Source organism: Azospirillum formosense (assembly GCF_040500525.1).
Taxonomy (GTDB): Bacteria; Pseudomonadota; Alphaproteobacteria; order Azospirillales; family Azospirillaceae; genus Azospirillum; species Azospirillum formosense_A.
On the sequence record NZ_CP159402.1, the window covers coordinates 1,735,368 to 1,751,320 of the forward strand.

General features: G+C 69.0%; 20 protein-coding genes. 9 read left to right on the forward strand and 11 right to left on the reverse strand.

The window, feature by feature from the left end; all coding sequences use genetic code 11:
* Positions 1 to 196 precede the first annotated feature (196 nt).
* Positions 197 to 1,453, reverse strand: a complete 1,257-nt coding sequence (gene serA, locus ABVN73_RS08275; protein WP_353857595.1) for a phosphoglycerate dehydrogenase — start codon at positions 1,451 to 1,453, stop codon at positions 197 to 199.
* 199 nt (positions 1,454 to 1,652) lie between these two features.
* Between serA and arsC the strand changes: the two genes are divergently transcribed.
* Together arsC and prmB are read left to right on the forward strand one after the other, a co-directional pair.
* Entirely contained in the window at positions 1,653 to 1,994 is a 342-nt protein-coding gene (gene arsC, locus ABVN73_RS08280) for an arsenate reductase (glutaredoxin) (RefSeq protein ID WP_353857596.1), read from the forward strand.
* The gene (gene prmB / locus ABVN73_RS08285) at positions 1,995 to 2,936 is read left to right on the forward strand and encodes a 50S ribosomal protein L3 N(5)-glutamine methyltransferase (protein ID WP_103040005.1); all 942 of its coding nucleotides are present in this window, start codon (positions 1,995 to 1,997) and stop codon (positions 2,934 to 2,936) included. It abuts the gene before it with no gap.
* A gap of 1 nt (position 2,937) precedes the next feature.
* Here the strand turns inward: prmB and ABVN73_RS08290 are convergent, their stop codons facing one another.
* Complete coding sequence (locus ABVN73_RS08290) at positions 2,938 to 3,528, reverse strand: GNAT family N-acetyltransferase (protein ID WP_353857597.1); 591 nt, start codon at positions 3,526 to 3,528, stop codon at positions 2,938 to 2,940.
* Between the two features lie 234 nt (positions 3,529 to 3,762).
* Between ABVN73_RS08290 and ABVN73_RS08295 the strand changes: the two genes are divergently transcribed.
* Positions 3,763 to 4,086: a hypothetical protein gene (locus tag ABVN73_RS08295; RefSeq protein ID WP_353857598.1), complete on the forward strand. Its 324-nt coding sequence runs from the start codon at positions 3,763 to 3,765 to the stop codon at positions 4,084 to 4,086.
* Between the two features lie 22 nt (positions 4,087 to 4,108).
* Here the strand turns inward: ABVN73_RS08295 and pssA are convergent, their stop codons facing one another.
* Both pssA and ABVN73_RS08305 read right to left on the reverse strand, forming a co-directional pair.
* Entirely contained in the window at positions 4,109 to 5,017 is a 909-nt protein-coding gene (pssA, locus tag ABVN73_RS08300) for a CDP-diacylglycerol--serine O-phosphatidyltransferase (protein ID WP_353857599.1), read from the reverse strand.
* The gene (locus ABVN73_RS08305; protein WP_353857600.1) at positions 5,014 to 5,712 is read right to left on the reverse strand and encodes a phosphatidylserine decarboxylase; all 699 of its coding nucleotides are present in this window, start codon (positions 5,710 to 5,712) and stop codon (positions 5,014 to 5,016) included. The genes pssA and ABVN73_RS08305 overlap by 4 nt, the downstream gene beginning before the upstream one ends.
* Positions 5,713 to 5,839: 127 nt before the next feature.
* Here ABVN73_RS08305 and ABVN73_RS08310 point away from each other — a divergent pair, with 127 nt between their 5' ends.
* Positions 5,840 to 6,304, forward strand: a complete 465-nt coding sequence (locus ABVN73_RS08310) for a hypothetical protein (protein WP_353857601.1) — start codon at positions 5,840 to 5,842, stop codon at positions 6,302 to 6,304.
* A 19-nt stretch (positions 6,305 to 6,323) separates the two neighbouring features.
* On the opposite strand, the gene ABVN73_RS08315 is transcribed toward ABVN73_RS08310, so the two are convergent.
* Positions 6,324 to 7,388: a LysM peptidoglycan-binding domain-containing protein gene (locus tag ABVN73_RS08315; protein ID WP_353857602.1), complete on the reverse strand. Its 1,065-nt coding sequence runs from the start codon at positions 7,386 to 7,388 to the stop codon at positions 6,324 to 6,326.
* Between the two features lie 169 nt (positions 7,389 to 7,557).
* Positions 7,558 to 7,782, reverse strand: coding sequence for a hypothetical protein (locus ABVN73_RS08320; protein ID WP_353857603.1), 225 nt, complete (start codon positions 7,780 to 7,782; stop codon positions 7,558 to 7,560).
* A gap of 142 nt (positions 7,783 to 7,924) precedes the next feature.
* On the opposite strand from ABVN73_RS08320, the gene ABVN73_RS08325 reads away from it, so the two are divergent.
* From ABVN73_RS08325 to ABVN73_RS08340, 4 genes are all read left to right on the forward strand, one after another.
* Positions 7,925 to 8,509 carry a TIGR00730 family Rossman fold protein gene (locus ABVN73_RS08325; protein WP_353857604.1) on the forward strand — a complete coding sequence of 195 codons (585 nt, stop codon included), beginning with the start codon at positions 7,925 to 7,927 and terminating at the stop codon, positions 8,507 to 8,509.
* Positions 8,510 to 8,749: 240 nt separating this feature from the next.
* Entirely contained in the window at positions 8,750 to 9,973 is a 1,224-nt protein-coding gene (locus ABVN73_RS08330) for an NADP-dependent isocitrate dehydrogenase (RefSeq protein ID WP_353857605.1), read from the forward strand.
* A gap of 173 nt (positions 9,974 to 10,146) precedes the next feature.
* Positions 10,147 to 10,527 carry an oxidoreductase gene (locus ABVN73_RS08335; RefSeq protein WP_353857606.1) on the forward strand — a complete coding sequence of 127 codons (381 nt, stop codon included), beginning with the start codon at positions 10,147 to 10,149 and terminating at the stop codon, positions 10,525 to 10,527.
* 89 nt (positions 10,528 to 10,616) lie between these two features.
* Entirely contained in the window at positions 10,617 to 11,225 is a 609-nt protein-coding gene (locus ABVN73_RS08340) for an exopolysaccharide biosynthesis protein (RefSeq protein ID WP_353857607.1), read from the forward strand.
* A gap of 103 nt (positions 11,226 to 11,328) precedes the next feature.
* Here the strand turns inward: ABVN73_RS08340 and ABVN73_RS08345 are convergent, their stop codons facing one another.
* From ABVN73_RS08345 to ABVN73_RS08360, 4 genes are all read right to left on the reverse strand, one after another.
* The gene (locus ABVN73_RS08345) at positions 11,329 to 11,712 is read right to left on the reverse strand and encodes a GcrA family cell cycle regulator (protein WP_094302970.1); all 384 of its coding nucleotides are present in this window, start codon (positions 11,710 to 11,712) and stop codon (positions 11,329 to 11,331) included.
* 175 nt (positions 11,713 to 11,887) lie between these two features.
* Positions 11,888 to 12,679, reverse strand: a complete 792-nt coding sequence (locus ABVN73_RS08350; protein ID WP_353857608.1) for an anti-sigma factor — start codon at positions 12,677 to 12,679, stop codon at positions 11,888 to 11,890.
* Entirely contained in the window at positions 12,679 to 13,230 is a 552-nt protein-coding gene (locus ABVN73_RS08355; RefSeq protein WP_353857609.1) for an RNA polymerase sigma factor, read from the reverse strand. The genes ABVN73_RS08350 and ABVN73_RS08355 overlap by 1 nt, the downstream gene beginning before the upstream one ends.
* A gap of 78 nt (positions 13,231 to 13,308) precedes the next feature.
* Entirely contained in the window at positions 13,309 to 14,754 is a 1,446-nt protein-coding gene (locus ABVN73_RS08360; protein WP_353857610.1) for an NADP-dependent isocitrate dehydrogenase, read from the reverse strand.
* Between the two features lie 250 nt (positions 14,755 to 15,004).
* Here ABVN73_RS08360 and ABVN73_RS08365 point away from each other — a divergent pair, with 250 nt between their 5' ends.
* Positions 15,005 to 15,484, forward strand: a complete 480-nt coding sequence (locus tag ABVN73_RS08365) for a phosphate-starvation-inducible PsiE family protein (RefSeq protein ID WP_014240946.1) — start codon at positions 15,005 to 15,007, stop codon at positions 15,482 to 15,484.
* Positions 15,485 to 15,498: 14 nt separating this feature from the next.
* Here ABVN73_RS08365 and ABVN73_RS08370 read toward each other — a convergent pair whose 3' ends face one another.
* The gene (locus ABVN73_RS08370; protein ID WP_353857611.1) at positions 15,499 to 15,834 is read right to left on the reverse strand and encodes an antibiotic biosynthesis monooxygenase; all 336 of its coding nucleotides are present in this window, start codon (positions 15,832 to 15,834) and stop codon (positions 15,499 to 15,501) included.
* Positions 15,835 to 15,953 lie beyond the last annotated feature (119 nt).

Below are 15,953 nucleotides of genomic sequence, written 5' to 3' on the forward strand. Positions count from 1 at the left end.
GCGGTTCCGCTTTGAGCGGTCCCGGTTTGAGCGGTCCCGGTTTGAGCGGCTGCGGACGCCGAAAAGCCGAGCCCCCCGCCACCCAGGCACAGGAGCGTCAGGAGGCCGGCGCGCAGACGCGGTCGAAACGGGCGGAGGGTCATTCCGCCTATGTCGGTGCGGCCCCCGCCGAGGGCAAGGGCCGCGACGCCGGACCTCAGCGCTTGCCCGGGTAGAGGAAGCGGGCCTTCAGCGTGCCCTCGATGGCGCGCAGGTCGCTCGCCACCTCGTTCTCGTCCACGTCGCCGTCGACATCCACCACGACGTAGCCCAGCTCCGGGTCGGTCTGGAGATACTGCGCGGCGATGTTCAGGTTCCGGCCCGAGAACACCTCGTTGATCTTGCGCAGCACGCCCGGACGGTTCTCATGGACGTGCAGGAAGCGGGTGCAGCCGGCATGGACCACCGGCAGGCCGACCTGCGGGAAGTTCACGGCGCCCATGGTCGAGCCGTTGTCCGAATACTCGATCAGCTTCTGCGACACCTCGGTGCCGATGTTGGCCTGGGCCTCCATCGTCGAACCGCCGATGTGCGGGGTCAGGATGACGTTGTCGAGCCCGCGCAGCGCGCTCTCGAACACCTCCTTGTCGCCGCCCGGCTCCTTGGGGAACACGTCGATGGCGGCACCCAGCAGATGCTTGTCCTTCAGGGCGGCGGCCAGCGCCTCGATCACCACGACCTTGCCGCGGGCGGCGTTGATCAGGTGGGCGCCCTTCTTCATGGCGCGGATCTGCGCCTCGCCGATCATGTCGCGGGTCTGCGGGGTGTCGGGAACGTGCAGGGTCACCACGTCGGACACCGCCAGCAGCTCCTCCAGCGAGTGGCAGGGCTGCGCGTTGCCGAGCGCCAGCTTGTTCACGACGTCGTAGTAGCGGACCTTCATGCCCATCGATTCGGCCATGATCGACACCTGGGTGCCGATGTGGCCGTAGCCGACGATGCCCAGCGTCTTGCCGCGGATCTCGTACGAGTCCTTGGCCGACTTCATCCAGCCGCCGCCATGCACGAGGGTCGACTTCGAGAAGATGCCGCGCATCAGCATGATGATCTCGCCGATCACCAGCTCCGCCACCGACCGGGTGTTCGAATAGGGCGCGTTGAAGACCGGGATGCCGAGTCGGCGCGCGGCCTTCAGATCGACCTGGTTGGTGCCGATGCAGAAGCAGCCGACGCTGAACAGGCGGGTCGCCGCCTCCAGCACCTTGGCGGTCAGATGGGTGCGCGAACGGATGCCCAGCATGTGGACGGACCCGATGCGCTCCAGCAGCTCCGATTCGTCCAGCGCGTGCGGCAGGCGCTCCACGGTGGCGTAACCGCCATGCGCCAGCTCGTTGATGGCGTTGTCGTGAACGCCTTCGAGCAGCAGGATGTTGATCTTGTCCTTGGAGAGCGAAAGCTTCGTCACGGCCGGCATCCGTCGAAATGAATGGCCCCGCACGCGGCGGGCCGCCAATAATGCGAGCGCGCAAGGTAATGCCAAGCGCCGGCCTTGTCACGCGAGGGATGTTGCGTTGCCGCCGCCATTCCGCATGGCGGGTTGGCGCCGCACGCGGGGCGGGTGTATTCCTGGCGAAGGCAAAGCCATGGCTGGGAAGTGCAAGGGAAACACCGGGATGAGCGACGTCACCATCTACCACAACCCGCGCTGCACCAAGTCGCGCCAGACGCTGGAGCTGCTGCGGTCCAGGGGCGTCGAGCCCGCCGTCGTGGAGTATCTGAAGACCCCGCCGACCCCCGCCGAGCTGAAGGCCATCCTGGACAAGCTGGGCAAGGGCCCGCGCGACATCCTGCGCGCCAAGGAGGCGGCGGAGGCCGGGATCGCCAAGGATCTCGACGGCGACGCCCTGATCGCCGCATTGTCCGCCAACCCGGCCGCCATCGAGCGGCCCATCGTCGTCACGGGCGACAAGGCCCGCGTGGGCCGTCCGCCGGAAAGCGTTCTGGAGATCCTGTAAGTGACCAAGCCCTCCCTGGACCTCACCCCCGCCGACGCGGCGACCGAGCTGCGCACCGTCCGCGACCTGATCCGCTACGGCGTCAGCCGCTTCAACGAGGCCGACCTGGATTACGGCCACGGCACCACCAACGCCCATGACGAGGCGGTGTTCATGGTGCTGGAGGGGCTGAGCCTGCCCATCGACCAGCTCGACCCCTATGTGGACGCCCGGCTGACCCTGGCGGAGCGCCGCAAGGTCGCCGACCTGCTGCACGCCCGCGTCGAGACGCGCAAGCCGGCCTCCTACCTGCTGAACAAGGCCTACATCCAGGGCATCCCCTTCTATGTGGACGAGCGGGTGATCGTCCCGCGCTCCTACATCGGGGAGATCCTGTTCTCCGACCTGATCGGCGGCGACGACTTCACGCTGGTGGAGGACCCGACGGAGGTCGAGCGGGTGCTCGACCTCTGCACCGGCTCCGGCTGTCTCGCCATCCTGGCCGCGCAGATCTTCCCGGAAGCCCAGGTGGACGCGGTGGACCTGTCCGCCGACGCGCTGGAGGTGGCGAGGCGCAACGTCGCCGACAGCGGCTTCGAGGACCGCATCGCCCTGCACCACGGCGACCTGTTCGCGCCGCTGAAGAACCGCAAGTACGACGTCATCATCACCAACCCGCCCTATGTGGACGCCGAGGCGATGGCCAACCTGCCGCCGGAGTTCCGCCACGAGCCGCAGATGGCCCTGGCCTCGGGCGAGGACGGGCTGGACATCGTGCGCCGCATCCTCAAGGAGGCGCCCAAGCACCTCACGCCGGAGGGCGGCCTGCTCTGCGAGTTCGGCACCGGCCGCGAAATCCTGGAGGCCGAGTATCCGGACCTCGACTTTTTCTGGGTGGAGACCGCCAACAGCTTCGGCGAGGTCTTCTGGCTCACCCGCGACCAGCTGAAGCCGGGCAAGTGACCTAGACCGCGCGCCGGAGCAGCACGCTTCCCCCCTGGTGCGGCAGCCGTTCGTGCCAGGGGATGTCGGCGCGGCCGATCTCGGCGAAGCCTTCCTTGGCGTAGAGCTGGCGGGCGTCGGCGTTGTCGGCCCAGACGTGCAGCGTCACCCGGTCGAACCGTCCGCGGCGCGCCCGCTCGTAGACCCAGGCGAGAAGCCGGGAGGCAACGCCGCGGCGGCGCCACGCCGGCTCGACGGCCAGCGCCGAGAGGAAGTAGCTGCCCCAGTCGTGCACCCGGTTGAAATCCTCCATGTGGGCCAGCCGGTCGACGGGCAGGCCGCTGTAATCCTGGGTCCTGATCCAGTCCACGGGATAGGCGTGGGCGACCCCGACGATGCGCCCGGCCGCTTCCGCGACGCCCGAATGGCGGTGGGAGAAGGACCCCGACGTGCCCGCGAGCCCCGGAACCAGCATCTCCGCCGCCGTCTGGCCGGGCACCAGCCCGTCGAGCAGGAACTCGTAGACGCCGCCGCCGGCCATGTCGATGAGCCGCGCCAGGTCCGGCGCGTCGTCCGGCTCGGCCGGGCGGATGTGGATGCCGTTGTCGTTCATGGCTTCGCGTGTCCTGTTGAAAGCGTGCTTCCCCGCGCCCGTCTCGGGAGAGGGAATGTCCCGACTCCATTGACCATGGCCGCCCCTCGCCCTATCCTGACGCCCATGATCGACCGTCACCTTACCCTGGGTCTGCGAATTAGCAGCCCGGTTCTCCTGTGAGAGCCGGGGTTTTCGCGCGTCTGCAGGTCTGATCCTGCACTCATCGACTCAAGACCAAGGTAAGAACGATCCATGCCCACTGTCACGCTGGCGGCGCCCGCCGCCGAATCCCGTCCGACCGATCCGAACCGCCTCGTCCGCTTCGCCGTGCAGGCCGATGCCGATCCCGGCACCCTGCCCCGCGTGCTGGAGCTGTTCGCCAAGCGCGGCCTCGTCCCGCTGTCGCTGAACAGCCGCCTGCTGGGCGGCGAGCTGACGGTGGAGGTCGAAATGACCGGCATGGTGGCCGCGGAGTCAAACCATGTCGGCAATTGCCTGCGCCAGATCCCCATGGTCCTCGCGGTCGCCGTGACCGAACGGACCGTGCCGCTGGACCTGCCCGCCGCCGCCGAGTGACGGCGACGGCGGGCGTCCTTGGTCAGTCGGACGAGGGCGTCCTGGTCTTTTCGGGCAACATTTCAGGCGACGGGGGCGGCGCGTCCGGAGCGGCCGCCGCGGGCTCCTCCGCCGGCGTCTCCTCGGTCTCCTTCATCAGCTGGGCGGCGTGCTGCAGCTTGCGGAACTGCGCCACCGAGAAGGGCAGGCTCGCCAGATAGGCCAGCCCGAGGAAGGCCAGCGTCCACCAGGGCTGGCTGACCAGCGAGGCGGCGAGCAGGCCGACGCCGACCAGACCCGGCACCACATATTGGGTCGGCACCCGCATGCCCTTGAAGGAGAAGGTCGGCAGCGTGCTGACCATCAGCCCGCCCATCGCCAGCGTCCAGGGCACGACGACGGCCGGGTGGCCGGCGATGTCCGGACCGGCCTCGAAGCCGATGACCATGGGAAGGATGGCCAGACCGGCGCCCGCCGGGGCGGGAACGCCGGTGAAGTAGTTGAAGGCCCAGGGCGGCAGGTCGACGTCCAGGCGGGAGTTGAAGCGGGCCAGCCGCAGCGCCGCGCAGACCGCGTAGGCCATGGCGGCGATCCAGCCCAGGCTGCCGGCGCCGTTCAGCGCCCACAGATACATCATGAAGGCGGGAGCCACGCCGAAGCTGATGACGTCGGACAGGCTGTCCAGCTCCGCGCCGAACTTGCTCTGCCCGTTCAGCAGGCGGGCGATCCGCCCGTCCAGCGCGTCGAAGATCGCCGCGATGACGATGCAGACGACCGCCTGCTCCCACCGCTCGTGCATGGCGAAGCGGATGGCCGTCAGGCCGGAGCACAGCGCCAGCACCGTCAGCACGTTGGGCAGAAGATGGTTGATCGACAACCCCTTCAGCCGCGGATGCGGGCGGCGCGCCCGGCGCTTGCGGAACACTGCCGGCTTGAAGACCGGACGCTTCATCGGCGGACATCCCCCTGCCGTTGCGGTTCGGTGGCGGTCAGGTCGGCCAGCACGGTCTCGCCGCCGATCGCCGTCTGCCCGACGCAGACCAGCGGAACCACGCCGTCCGGCAGATAGACGTCGGTGCGGCTGCCGAATCGGATCAGGCCGAACCGCTCGCCCGCCTTGACCTCCTGGCCGGCCTTCAGCCAGTAGAGGATGCGGCGGGCGACGAGGCCGGCGATCTGCACATAGGCAATCTCACGCCCGTCGGGAAGGCGGTGGCGGAAGGCGGCGCGCTCGTTCTCCTCGCTGGCCTTGTCCAGCGCGGCGTTCACGAAGGTGCCCTTATGGTACTCCGCCGCGATCACCGTGCCGTCCGCCGGCACGCGGTTGACGTGCACGTTGAAGACGTTGAGGAAGATGCTGACGCGGGTCAGCGGCGTGTCGCCCATGCCCAGCTCCGGCGGCGGAACCGCGGGAACGATCATGGTCACGCGCCCGTCGGCGGGGCTGACCAGCAGGCCGGGGCGCGTCGGCGTCACGCGATCGGGATCGCGGAAGAAATACACGCACCACAGGGTGAGGACGAGACCCAGCCAGCCCAGCGGTTTCGCCACGGCAAGCCCGAGAATCAGGGAGACCACGGCGAAAGCGGCGATGAAGGGCCAGCCGGCGCGGTGGATCGGAACGACTACGGTGTTGAGGGCGGACATCGCCGGTTACTTCAGCCTCGGATCGTTGGAGCGGCGCATTCTAGACAGCATCCCCCTCCCTTTACAGAATTTTAGCAGGGAGGGTGGAGAGTAACGCCACCGACACCACAGGAATGAGCGAGCCCCCGTGTCCGTTCCCGCCGCCCGCCTTCAGGCCATGCCGTCGCTCGCGCAGGTCTCGCAGACCGCCCTGCCCTTCAGCCCCGACACCTTCGTGATGACTCCCGAGGGCGTGCTGGGCGTCGCCCAGCCGCCGCGCCCGGCGCGGCTGCACTTCATGGCCGACGGGCTGCCCTTCAGCATCGCCGTCAGCTTCGACGGGGAGACCTCGCGCTCGCAGGTGTGGGCGGAAATCGGCCACATCCCCTACACCGCCCAGTCGCCGGAACGGCGGCGCCAGCTCCTGGCGATCCTGCGCGGCATCCAGGACCGGCGGGGCACCCGCTTCCTCGTCCAGGAGGGCCAGAAGATCCTGCTGTTCTCCGAGGCGGAGTTCGAGGGTCAGGCGACGCCGGAGGATCTCATCCACCAGACCGTGGTCGCGCTCCAGCAGGCGCGGCCCTTCCTGCGCCTGCTCGCCCCCTATCTGTAGGATCCGGGCCGAGCCGGTTTCAGTTTGAGACCGGCAACGCGAAGATCTGTCCGGGATAGATCAGGTCGGGGTCGCGGATCTGGCCGCGGTTGGCCTCGTAGATCAGCGTGTACTGCACGCCGCGCCCGTAGGTGGAGCGGGCGATCCGCCACAGGCTGTTGCCGGGCTGGACGACCATCGACCGGCCGTCCGGCAGGTTGGCCGGAACCTCCGACACCTGCACCGGCAGCTCGACGCGGGCGGTGACCTTGCCCGAATCGGTGACCTGATCGGCGCGCAGCGTGTAGACGCCCGGCGGCACGGCGCGCTCCGGGCGCAGCCGCCACTGGCCGTTCGGGTCGGCGTGGGCGCTCCCGACCAGCAGATTGTCGAGATAGAGCTGCACGGCGCTGCCCGGCTGCGCCCGGCCGCCCATGGCGACCTGCCCCGAGGCATCGTAATCCATGCTTTCCAGCGACACCCCGCCCGGCGGCGGCGGGGCCGCCACGCCGCGGGTGGCGGGGGCGGCCGGCCCCTTCGGAGCCTGCAGGATCGTGCTGCCCAGCCCATCGCGCGGCATGGCGACGGCCAGCGGACCTGTGGGCGCGTCCGAGGACGCCCCGCCGGTGGCGGGCGGCGGGTCGGGCACCACGACCACCACGACGCGCTCCGACGGGGTCGGCTCGGCGGCGGGCGTCGTTCTTTCCGACAGGCTCAATTCACGGGCGCCGGGGGCCAGGGGCTGGTCGGGAAGCAGGACCCATTCGCCGCGCGCGTCGGCGTTGACGGAGCCGAGCGGGCGCTCCCCGTCATGGACGGTCACCGACGAGCCCGGGGTGGCGCGGCCGGCCATCACGGTGGCGCCGTCCGGCGCGACGCGCACGATGTCGAAGCGCGGACCGGCGGTCTCCTCCGCGGCTTTCGCCGGGGCGGGCGCGTTGGCCGGCGGCTTGGCCGGTGTCACGCTGCCCAGCGCGACGGTTGTTCCGGACCCGGCCGTTCCGGCGCGGGTGCCCGGCGCGGACGCCGGATCGATGGCCACATACGCGACCGCGGCAGCGGCGATCACCGCCGCCGCACCGCCGAACAGGAGAGCTTGCTTCACCGGAGCACCGCCGCATCGTTGCCGGCGGACACGCCGGCTGGCGGCAGGATAGCAGATTGCGGCGGCGGAACTGAACACCGCCGATGGAGCAGACGCATAGCCGCATCGGGACCGGTCCACCGCCTTCGCGCCGCCGGGCGGCACGGTCCCCCCGCCCGCGTCGGCGGGCTCACTTGTCCAGCTTGGCGACCGTCTCGGAATGGCGGCCGGAGGACAGGTCGCCCGAAGACATCTCGGCCGCGGAGACGCTGGTTTCCGTGGCCCGAACCGCCGTGGCGCCGCCCGCGTTCGCCTTGCCCCCGCCGGTCAGGAAGCCGATCCCGCCGCCGAAGCCGAGGAACAGGAACGTGGCCACCGAAATGGCGGCCAGGGCGTTGACGACGCGCGAATCCATAATGTTTCCTCCCGATGGGCTGAAGTCCGATGTCCGGGTAGACGCCGCCCCGGCTTTGCTATTCCCTTGCTTTAGGTGACCCCGCCGGGCGCGCCGGAACAGTCACCGGAACGTGTACCCATTCGGCGAGAAAGGGTGAGCGATGAAAGCCCCGAATTCCGTCTGCGTCTATTGCGGCTCATCCAGCCGCGTCGCCGCTGTCCACAAGGAGGCCGCCCATATGTTGGGCGACGGACTCGCCCGGCGGGGCATCCAGCTCGTCTACGGCGGCGGGCGCGTCGGGCTGATGGGCATCGCCGCGGACGCGGCGCTCGCCGCCGGGGGCCAGGTCGTCGGCATCATCCCGGAGCACATCCAGTCCGCCGAGATCGAGCACACCGGCCTGACCGAGCTGCACGTCGTCGACAGCATGCACACCCGCAAGCGGATGATGGTGGACCGCGCCGACGCCTTCGTGGTGCTGCCGGGCGGCCTCGGCACGCTGGACGAGGCGTTCGAGATCCTGACCTGGAAGCAGCTGGGCCTGCACGACAAGCCGGTGGTGATCGCGGACGTGGACGGCTACTGGCGCCCGTTGCTCGGCCTGATCGACCATACGGTGGCGCAGGGTTTCACCCAGCCGGCGCACCGCGCGCTGTACACCGTCGTCGATGACGTGGACGACGTCTTTGCCGCGCTGGCCTATGAACCGGAGCCCGCGCTCAAGATTCCCACACAAAAGCTCTGAAAAGGCCAAGTGGTAGGACCAGATCGCGCAAATTGCGCCGTTTTCAGCGCGATATCGTCTGTTTTGATGCCCCGCGGTCCTTTCTTTCGGCGGTGCCCCGGTGCTATATAACCGCCATCCGTTTCCGTCCGGGGAACCGGGGCCCGTCTTCGGATGGACGCCCCGGCCCGTGCCCTCGCACAGCGCGCCCGGCGTCCAAGCATAAGACAACCCCTACCCGTTCGGGGAGAACTCGCACCCATGACGAAGATCAAGGTAGCCAATCCGGTCGTCGAACTCGACGGCGACGAGATGACGCGCATCATCTGGCAGTTCATCAAGGACAAGCTGATCCTGCCGTACCTCGACGTCGAGCTGAAGTACTACGATCTGGGCATCGAGAACCGCGACAAGACCGACGACCGGGTGACGGTCGAGTCGGCCAACGCGATCAAGCAGTACGGCGTCGGCGTCAAGTGCGCGACCATCACCCCGGACGAGGCGCGGGTGAAGGAGTTCAGCCTCAAGAAGATGTGGAAGTCGCCGAACGGCACGATCCGCAACATCCTGGGCGGCACCGTCTTCCGCGAGCCGATCGTCTGCTCCAACGTTCCGCGCTACGTCCCCGGCTGGACCAAGCCGATCATCATCGGCCGCCACGCCTTCGGCGACCAGTACAAGGCCACCGACTTCGTCGTTCCCGGCAAGGGCAAGCTGACCATCAAGTGGGTGCCGGAGGGCGGCGGCGAGCCGATCGAGCACGAGGTGTTCGATTTCCCCGGCGGCGGCGTCGCCATGGGCATGTACAACCTGGACGAGTCGATCGAGGGCTTCGCCCACTCCAGCTTCATGTACGGCCTGGAGCGCGGCTACCCAGTCTACCTGTCCACCAAGAACACGATTCTCAAGGCCTATGACGGGCGCTTCAAGGACATCTTCCAGAAGGTGTTCGAGGAGCATTACGCCGCCCAGTTCAAGGCCAAGGGCCTCGTCTACGAGCACCGCCTGATCGACGACATGGTCGCCTCGGCCCTGAAGTGGGAAGGTGGCTTCGTGTGGGCGTGCAAGAACTACGACGGCGACGTGGAGTCGGACGTCGTGGCGCAGGGCTTCGGCTCGCTGGGCCTGATGACCTCGGTGCTGATCACGCCGGACGGCAAGACCGTCGAGGCGGAGGCCGCCCACGGCACGGTGACCCGCCACTACCGCGAGCACCAGAAGGGCAAGGAAACCTCCACCAACCCGATCGCCTCGATCTACGCCTGGACGCAGGGTCTGGCCTACCGCGGCAAGTTCGACAACACGCCGGACGTCGTGAAGTTCGCCGAGACGCTGGAGCGCGTCTGCGTCGAGACCGTCGAGTCGGGCTTCATGACCAAGGATCTCGCGATCCTCATCGGTCCGGAGCAGCCGTGGCTGACCACCAAGCAGTTCCTCGACAAGCTGGACGAGAACCTGCAGAAGAAGATGGCCGCCTGGGCGTAACGCGGCCTGGACGTAACGCGACGGCCGCGTCAGGTGCGACGACGCGTCCCGGTCAAACGGGACGCCGGATCGAGGTAAGGTTGCAGCGGGGAGTTTCGGCTCCCCGCTTTTTTCTTGCCTGCGCGGCGCGATGCCGGCGCGGACCTGACGAACCGGAACTCGAGACTTTCCCCATGGCCAAGGACATCTTCCGCATCGCCGTGATCGGCGCCGGCGAAACCGGAACGCCCCTGCTGACGCAGCTTCTGGACGCGCCCTTCGTCGAGATCCTGGGCGTCGCCGACCTCGACGCCGAGGCGCCCGGCATGCGGCTCGCCCGCGCGCGCGGCGTCGCCACCACGACCGACTTCATGGACCTCGCCCGGCTCGGCGCGGCGGTGGATGTGCTGATCGACGTGACCGGCGTGCCGAAGGTGCGCGAGGCGCTGCGCCAGCACATGCAGGACAGCGGCAACACCCACACACTGATCGTCCACGAGATGGTGGTGCAGCTCATGCTGTCGCTGCTGAGCGGCCGTCTGGTGCGGTTGAAGCACGAGGTCGAGGAGTACTGACCCCCGCCTTTGCCCCGCCCCCCTTTCCTGTGAGCCGCCGCGCCACCACATCCACGCGACGACGATGGAACAGGGAGTTGGGACCGGTCATGGACACGAAGGAGCCGGCTCGGGCGTCCGCGCTGCTCAAACGGCTGCACGGACGCATGACCGGCGACAAGCCGTCGCTGGGCGAGGTGCTGGGCCATCTGGGCGACCGCGCGCCGGGCTTTCTGCTGCTGGCGCTGGCGATCCCCGCCGTGGTTCCGACGCCGGGATTGCCGGCGGGCCTGGTTTTCGGCACGGTGCTGGTGCTGGTGGCGATCCAGATGATCGTCGGCCGCGACCGGCTGGAACTGCCGGGCTGGATCGGGCGCCGCCGCGTCGCCCGCGGCACGCTTGAAACGATCGTGGAGAAGGGGACGCCGCTGGTGGAGCGGTTGGAGGCCCGGCTGCGCACGCGCTGGCCGTCGCTGACCCATCAGGGGGTGCTGCGGCCGCTGGGCCTTTTCGTGCTGATGATGGGAATCCTGATCGCCCTGCCCATCCCGTTCGGCAACACCCTGCCCGGTCTGGCGGTGCTGGTGATCGCGCTGGGGCTGATCGTGAAGGACGGTCTGGCGGTCGCCGCCGGTCTCGGCCTGGGCGTGGCGGCGGCGGGTGTCTCGGCGATGCTGGTCGCCGGAAGCTGGTGGGCGATCACCGCGGCGCCCATCTGACCGGCGCTCCTTTTACGGCTGCCGATCCAGTCGCCGTGTCGGGCGGGCGCCCGCGTGAAGAGCGCCCGAAATCCGGAAATCCGGCGGAGAAATCCGGCGGAGTCTAGGCGGCGCCGACGTTGCGGTCGCCGGTGTTGCGGTCCTCGTCGCGCTTCTTGCCGGAGGACGCCGGCTGGTAGGCCACCGCCGCGTGCTCGGCGCAGTACGGCAGGCCGGGCAGCGAGGGCTTGCCGCAGAAATGGAAGTCCTGGTGCTTCGGATCGCCAACCGGCCATTTGCACATGCGCTCGGTCAAGGCGAGGATCGTCGCACCGCGGGTCGGCTTCTTCTTGATCGGCGACGGGCGTCCCGACAAGCCGAGGCGGTGCGCCTTCCCGATCACCGCGTTGCGGGTGATGTCGCCCAGGATGTCCGCGATTTCACTCGCGCTCAGCCCCTGGGCCCAGAGGTCCTTAAGCTGCTGAACCCGCTCGTCCGTCCAACTCATCCCCTGTCTCCCGTGGTCCGGTAACCGGTGTCTTGGTTAACCAATATACCTTCCGACCAGACGGCCGTTTTCCATAAGGCGCAATATTTTGTGCCCAACGCCGGCCAAGCTACCAGATGGCCGGATAGAGGGATAGGGGGCTTGAGCAACATTCCTGTGCATAAGTCTGTGGGTGTTATGAGTTCAACGCGCCGTACACCTCCTCGGCTATGGCCGAAAGGGTCACTCGGTCGAGGTCACCCGTTACCGCCCATGCCAAACCGTTGTCCCGCCAGTAGAAAGCCTGGACGTTGCCGTCCTGCGCGAAACGGAAGGACGTGTCCGGCGCGTCGGAGGCCGGACGGATGTAGAGGGTGATGCGGCGACCGGCCGCATCCTGGTACATGAGCTGGGCCGCCGGCCCCCGCGCGTCCGACAGCAGCCGCCCGCCCACCAGATCATAGCCCTTCGAAGCCAGCCGCGGCGCCTGCAGGGGCTTGCCCAGGCGCTTGGACAGCCAGCCCACGAGATGCGCCTCCTGGTCGGCCCCGACCTCCACGGGGTGGCGGACCTCCACCGCGAAGACCCGGTGCGCGGCCACCGCGTCGGCGACGAAAGCCGCGCCGCCGCCCGCCGCACCGCCCGACCAGCCGCGCGCCCACCAGCCCCCCGCCCCGCCGGCGGCGAAGACCAGCAGGACGGCCGCCGCGGCGAGCGCCGGGCGCCATCGGCGTGGACGCACCGCCGGCCGGCCCGGCGCGCGGGTGTAGGGCGGCACCAGAGCCGCCGGCAAGGGACGGTCGATCAGCGGGCCGAAGGTGTCCTTGAGCATCGCCCGCTGGGCGCGGTAGCGCTCGAAGCGGCGGGCCAGATCGGGGTTGCCCGCCAGATGGCGCTCGACCTCGCCGCGCCGTTCCTCCGGCAGTTCGCCATCCATCCAGGCGTGCAGGTCGGCCTCGGTCACCGGGCTGCCCGGTTCGGTGTCCATCACTTGATCCTCCTCACCGCCTGCTCCGCCCCGCCGTCCAGCAGGACGCGCAGCCGCTCCCGGGCGCGGGCCAGCCGCGACATGACGGTTCCCACCGGAACCCCCAGCACCTCCGCCGCCTCGCGGTAGGACAGCCCCTCCAGTCCGGTCAGCAGAAGCACGGCCCGGTGCTCCTCCGACAGCTGGTTGAAGGCGCGCACGAAATCCCGCACCTCCGCCCGGTCGGCGGGGGCGGCGCTGAGCGCCAGATCGTTGGCGAGATCCTCCACCGGCACCTCCGGCCCGCGGCGGCGGCGCCAGCGCAGGCCCGAAACGTGCAGGTTGTGCAGGATCGAGAGCAGCCAGCCGCCGAGACGGGTGACGTCCCGCAGCGTGTGCCGGTTGACCAGCGCCTTCTCGACGCAATCCTGCACGAGGTCGTCGGCGTCGGACAGGTTGCCGGCGAGCGCCGCCGCGTAGCGGCGCAGCCGCGGCACCTGCGCGGCGATGGCCCGCTCGTCCACCGGACCGTCCGCTGGCGGGGGATCGGGAGGCGGCTTTGGCAGAGGCATGCGGCGGCGCTCCCCTTGGAAGGATGTCCTGCCCGTCTGGACGCCCGGCGGGGACGGATTATTCCGCCGCTTCGCGCGTTACGTGGCCGAGAAGCCGGATTTGCCGTCGAAGTTGCACAGATTCTCGGTCTGGGTGAAATCCAGCCCGGCGCGGGCAAGACCCGACAGAAGCTCGACGATGTCGGGATGGCCGACCGCCACGCCCTCCGGCGCCAGGAAGCGGCAGCGCCAGTGGTCGGTGCAGAAGACGCCGATGTTGCCCTCCGGCCAGACCTTCTGCGAACGGTTGGAGATGCTCGACAGCCGCAGCGCCGGGGTGGCCACCGGCAGGACCAGCCCGGCCAGCTCGTCCGGGTTGCCGCCCGGCCAATGCAGGAACACGTCCACCCCGACCAGCTCCTTCACCGCCTTGCGGCGCGGCGACAGCCGCACCCCGGACTCGTAGGCGGGCCGCGCCGTGACGGCGTAGCCGACGGTGGGCAGGGTCACCGGCATCTGGCCCAGCCGCTCCACCACCGCGTTCGCGAAGGCATGGGTGCCGACGCGCTGGCGGCTGACCCCGCGGTTGAAGATGTCCACGGTGTGGATGCCGTCCTCGATGGTCTTGAGCCAGGCGTTGTGGACGCGCCCCGCCACGTCGCCCTGCCCGATGTGGACCAGCATCATCACCCCGGCCATCAGAAGGCCCGACGGGTTGGCGATCCCCTGCCCCGCGATCATCGGCGCCGAGCCGTGGATCGCCTCGAACATGGCGCAGGCGTCGCCGATGTTGGCGGAGCCGGCCAGCCCGACCGACCCGGTGATCTGGGCGGCGATGTCGGACACGATGTCGCCGTAGAGATTCAGGGTCACGATCACGTCGAAGCGCTCCGGCTGGTCGGCCAGACGGGCGGCGCCGATGTCGACGATCAGGTGGTCGGCCTTGATCTCCGGATATTCGGCGGCGATCTCGTTGAAGATCTTCAGGAACAGCCCGTCCGTCATCTTCATGACGTTGTCCTTGACGAAGGCCGTCACCTTGCGCCGGTGGTTGGCGCGGGCGTAGTCGAAGGCGTAGCGCACGATGCGCTCCGACCCCGGCCGGGAGATCAGCTTGACCGACTGGATCACGTCGTCGGTCTGGCGGTGCTCGATCCCGGCGTAGAGGTCCTCCTCGTTCTCGCGGATGATGACCACGTCCATGCGCGGGTGCCGCGTGCGGACGTAGGGATGGTGGGACACGCAGGGCCGCACGTTGGCGAACAGACCCAGCGTGGTCCGCGCGGTGACGTTCAGCGACTTGTTGCCGTAACCCTGCGGCGTGGTGATCGGCCCCTTCAGGAAGACCCGCGTGCGGCGGATCGACCCCCAGCCGGCGGCGTCGAGCCCGCCCAGATGGCCGCGGCGGTAGACCTGCTCGCCCGCCGGCACCTCCTCCACCTTCAGGCGGGCGCCGGCGGCCTCCATCACGTGAAGCACCGCGTCGGTGATCTCCGGACCGATGCCGTCGCCGCGGGCGACCGTGATGGGGGTGGTTTCGCGCATCCATTCACTCCTGGGGGAGCCCTCGAAGGAACGAAGCCGGAGGGACCGCGGCGACCCTAGACGAAATCAGGCCCGGAGTTCAATGGCCGGTGATTTTCTCCACCTGCAAAGCCGGGACCATTGATGCGGCGACTTGACGCTGATCTGCAATGCTTGCGTTTTCCCCATGGCGGCAATGGCAAAACGGCGGGGGCGTCCGCCGGGTTGGGCTTCTATCTTCCCGCACCCTTCGACCTTGCGACCCGCCCCGATGCTGCAATCGCTCCCCCGCGCCCCGTCCAACTCGCTTCTCGAACAGGGCCTGATCCGCGCCCTGAAGTCCTTCAACGGGCTGCTGCACGTCGTCCTGGCGATCGCCCTGGTCGCGGCGAGCGCCATGGTCGTCTGGGAATTCTTCGTGGAGGCCTGGGCGGCCTTCCAGAAGGACCAGCTGGCGCACGGCTTCCTGCACGCGCTCGGCGTGCTGTTCATCGTCTGGACGCTGTCCGCGCTGATCTCCGCGGAGGTCGATTACGTGCGGACCAACCGCTTCCACCTGCGGGTCTTCCTGGAGGTGGCGATGATCACGCTGCTGCGGCAGCTGATCGTGCGGCCGGTCCAGGCGGTGGCGGGCGACGTGCAGACGGGCGACTGGTCCAGCCTGTGGCAGTACGGCCTGCTGCTCGCCGGCCTGATCACCGTCGCCATCGCCCACCGCCTGATCGGCGACGAGGACGCGCTGAAAGGCTGAGCGCACCCGGCGCCTCAGCCCTCGCGCCCCACGGTCTGCCCCACCACGGTCTGAATAACCTCGAAGCCCTCGAACTGCGGCGGGCCGAGATACAGCGGCTTGCGGTCCCCCGCCCCGCGATGGGCGGCGCGGAACTCCTCCGAGCGGGTCCAGGCCTGGAAATGCGCCTCCGACTCCCAGACGGTGTGCGAGGAATAGAGGCGGTGGTCCTCGTAGCGCGGGCCGCGCAGCATATGGAACTCCACGAAGCCGGGGACCTTGTTCAGATGGACCTCGCGGTTCAGCCAGACCTCCTCGAAGTCCTGCTCCGAGTCCGGACGCACGCGGAAACGGTTCATGGCGATGTACATGGCGGTGCCTCCCGATGCCGTCCCTTTAGAAAGCCGAGCCTTCAAAGTGACGGCGGAGGCCCGCCCCGTCAACTTGACCGCATCACCTTGACCGAATCAACCTGACCGCGTCAGCCGGC

Excerpts from the sequence above, each read along its gene's own strand:
- ABVN73_RS08370 (WP_353857611.1), bottom strand. The coding sequence starts at position 15,834 with ATGTACATCGCCATGAACCGTTTCCGCGTGCGTCCGGACTCGGAGCAG.
- ABVN73_RS08290 (WP_353857597.1), bottom strand. The coding sequence starts at position 3,528 with ATGAACGACAACGGCATCCACATCCGCCCGGCCGAGCCGGACGACGCG.
- ABVN73_RS08335 (WP_353857606.1), top strand. The coding sequence starts at position 10,147 with ATGGCCAAGGACATCTTCCGCATCGCCGTGATCGGCGCCGGCGAAACC.
- ABVN73_RS08345 (WP_094302970.1), bottom strand. The coding sequence starts at position 11,712 with ATGAGTTGGACGGACGAGCGGGTTCAGCAGCTTAAGGACCTCTGGGCC.
- ABVN73_RS08325 (WP_353857604.1), top strand. The coding sequence starts at position 7,925 with ATGAAAGCCCCGAATTCCGTCTGCGTCTATTGCGGCTCATCCAGCCGC.
- pssA (WP_353857599.1), bottom strand. The coding sequence starts at position 5,017 with ATGAAGCGTCCGGTCTTCAAGCCGGCAGTGTTCCGCAAGCGCCGGGCG.
- arsC (WP_353857596.1), top strand. The coding sequence starts at position 1,653 with ATGAGCGACGTCACCATCTACCACAACCCGCGCTGCACCAAGTCGCGC.
- ABVN73_RS08320 (WP_353857603.1), bottom strand. The coding sequence starts at position 7,782 with ATGGATTCGCGCGTCGTCAACGCCCTGGCCGCCATTTCGGTGGCCACG.
- ABVN73_RS08330 (WP_353857605.1), top strand. The coding sequence starts at position 8,750 with ATGACGAAGATCAAGGTAGCCAATCCGGTCGTCGAACTCGACGGCGAC.
- ABVN73_RS08355 (WP_353857609.1), bottom strand. The coding sequence starts at position 13,230 with ATGCCTCTGCCAAAGCCGCCTCCCGATCCCCCGCCAGCGGACGGTCCG.
- ABVN73_RS08365 (WP_014240946.1), top strand. The coding sequence starts at position 15,005 with ATGCTGCAATCGCTCCCCCGCGCCCCGTCCAACTCGCTTCTCGAACAG.
- serA (WP_353857595.1), bottom strand. The coding sequence starts at position 1,453 with ATGCCGGCCGTGACGAAGCTTTCGCTCTCCAAGGACAAGATCAACATC.
- ABVN73_RS08350 (WP_353857608.1), bottom strand. The coding sequence starts at position 12,679 with ATGGACACCGAACCGGGCAGCCCGGTGACCGAGGCCGACCTGCACGCC.
- ABVN73_RS08340 (WP_353857607.1), top strand. The coding sequence starts at position 10,617 with ATGGACACGAAGGAGCCGGCTCGGGCGTCCGCGCTGCTCAAACGGCTG.
- ABVN73_RS08360 (WP_353857610.1), bottom strand. The coding sequence starts at position 14,754 with ATGCGCGAAACCACCCCCATCACGGTCGCCCGCGGCGACGGCATCGGT.
- ABVN73_RS08295 (WP_353857598.1), top strand. The coding sequence starts at position 3,763 with ATGCCCACTGTCACGCTGGCGGCGCCCGCCGCCGAATCCCGTCCGACC.
- ABVN73_RS08305 (WP_353857600.1), bottom strand. The coding sequence starts at position 5,712 with ATGTCCGCCCTCAACACCGTAGTCGTTCCGATCCACCGCGCCGGCTGG.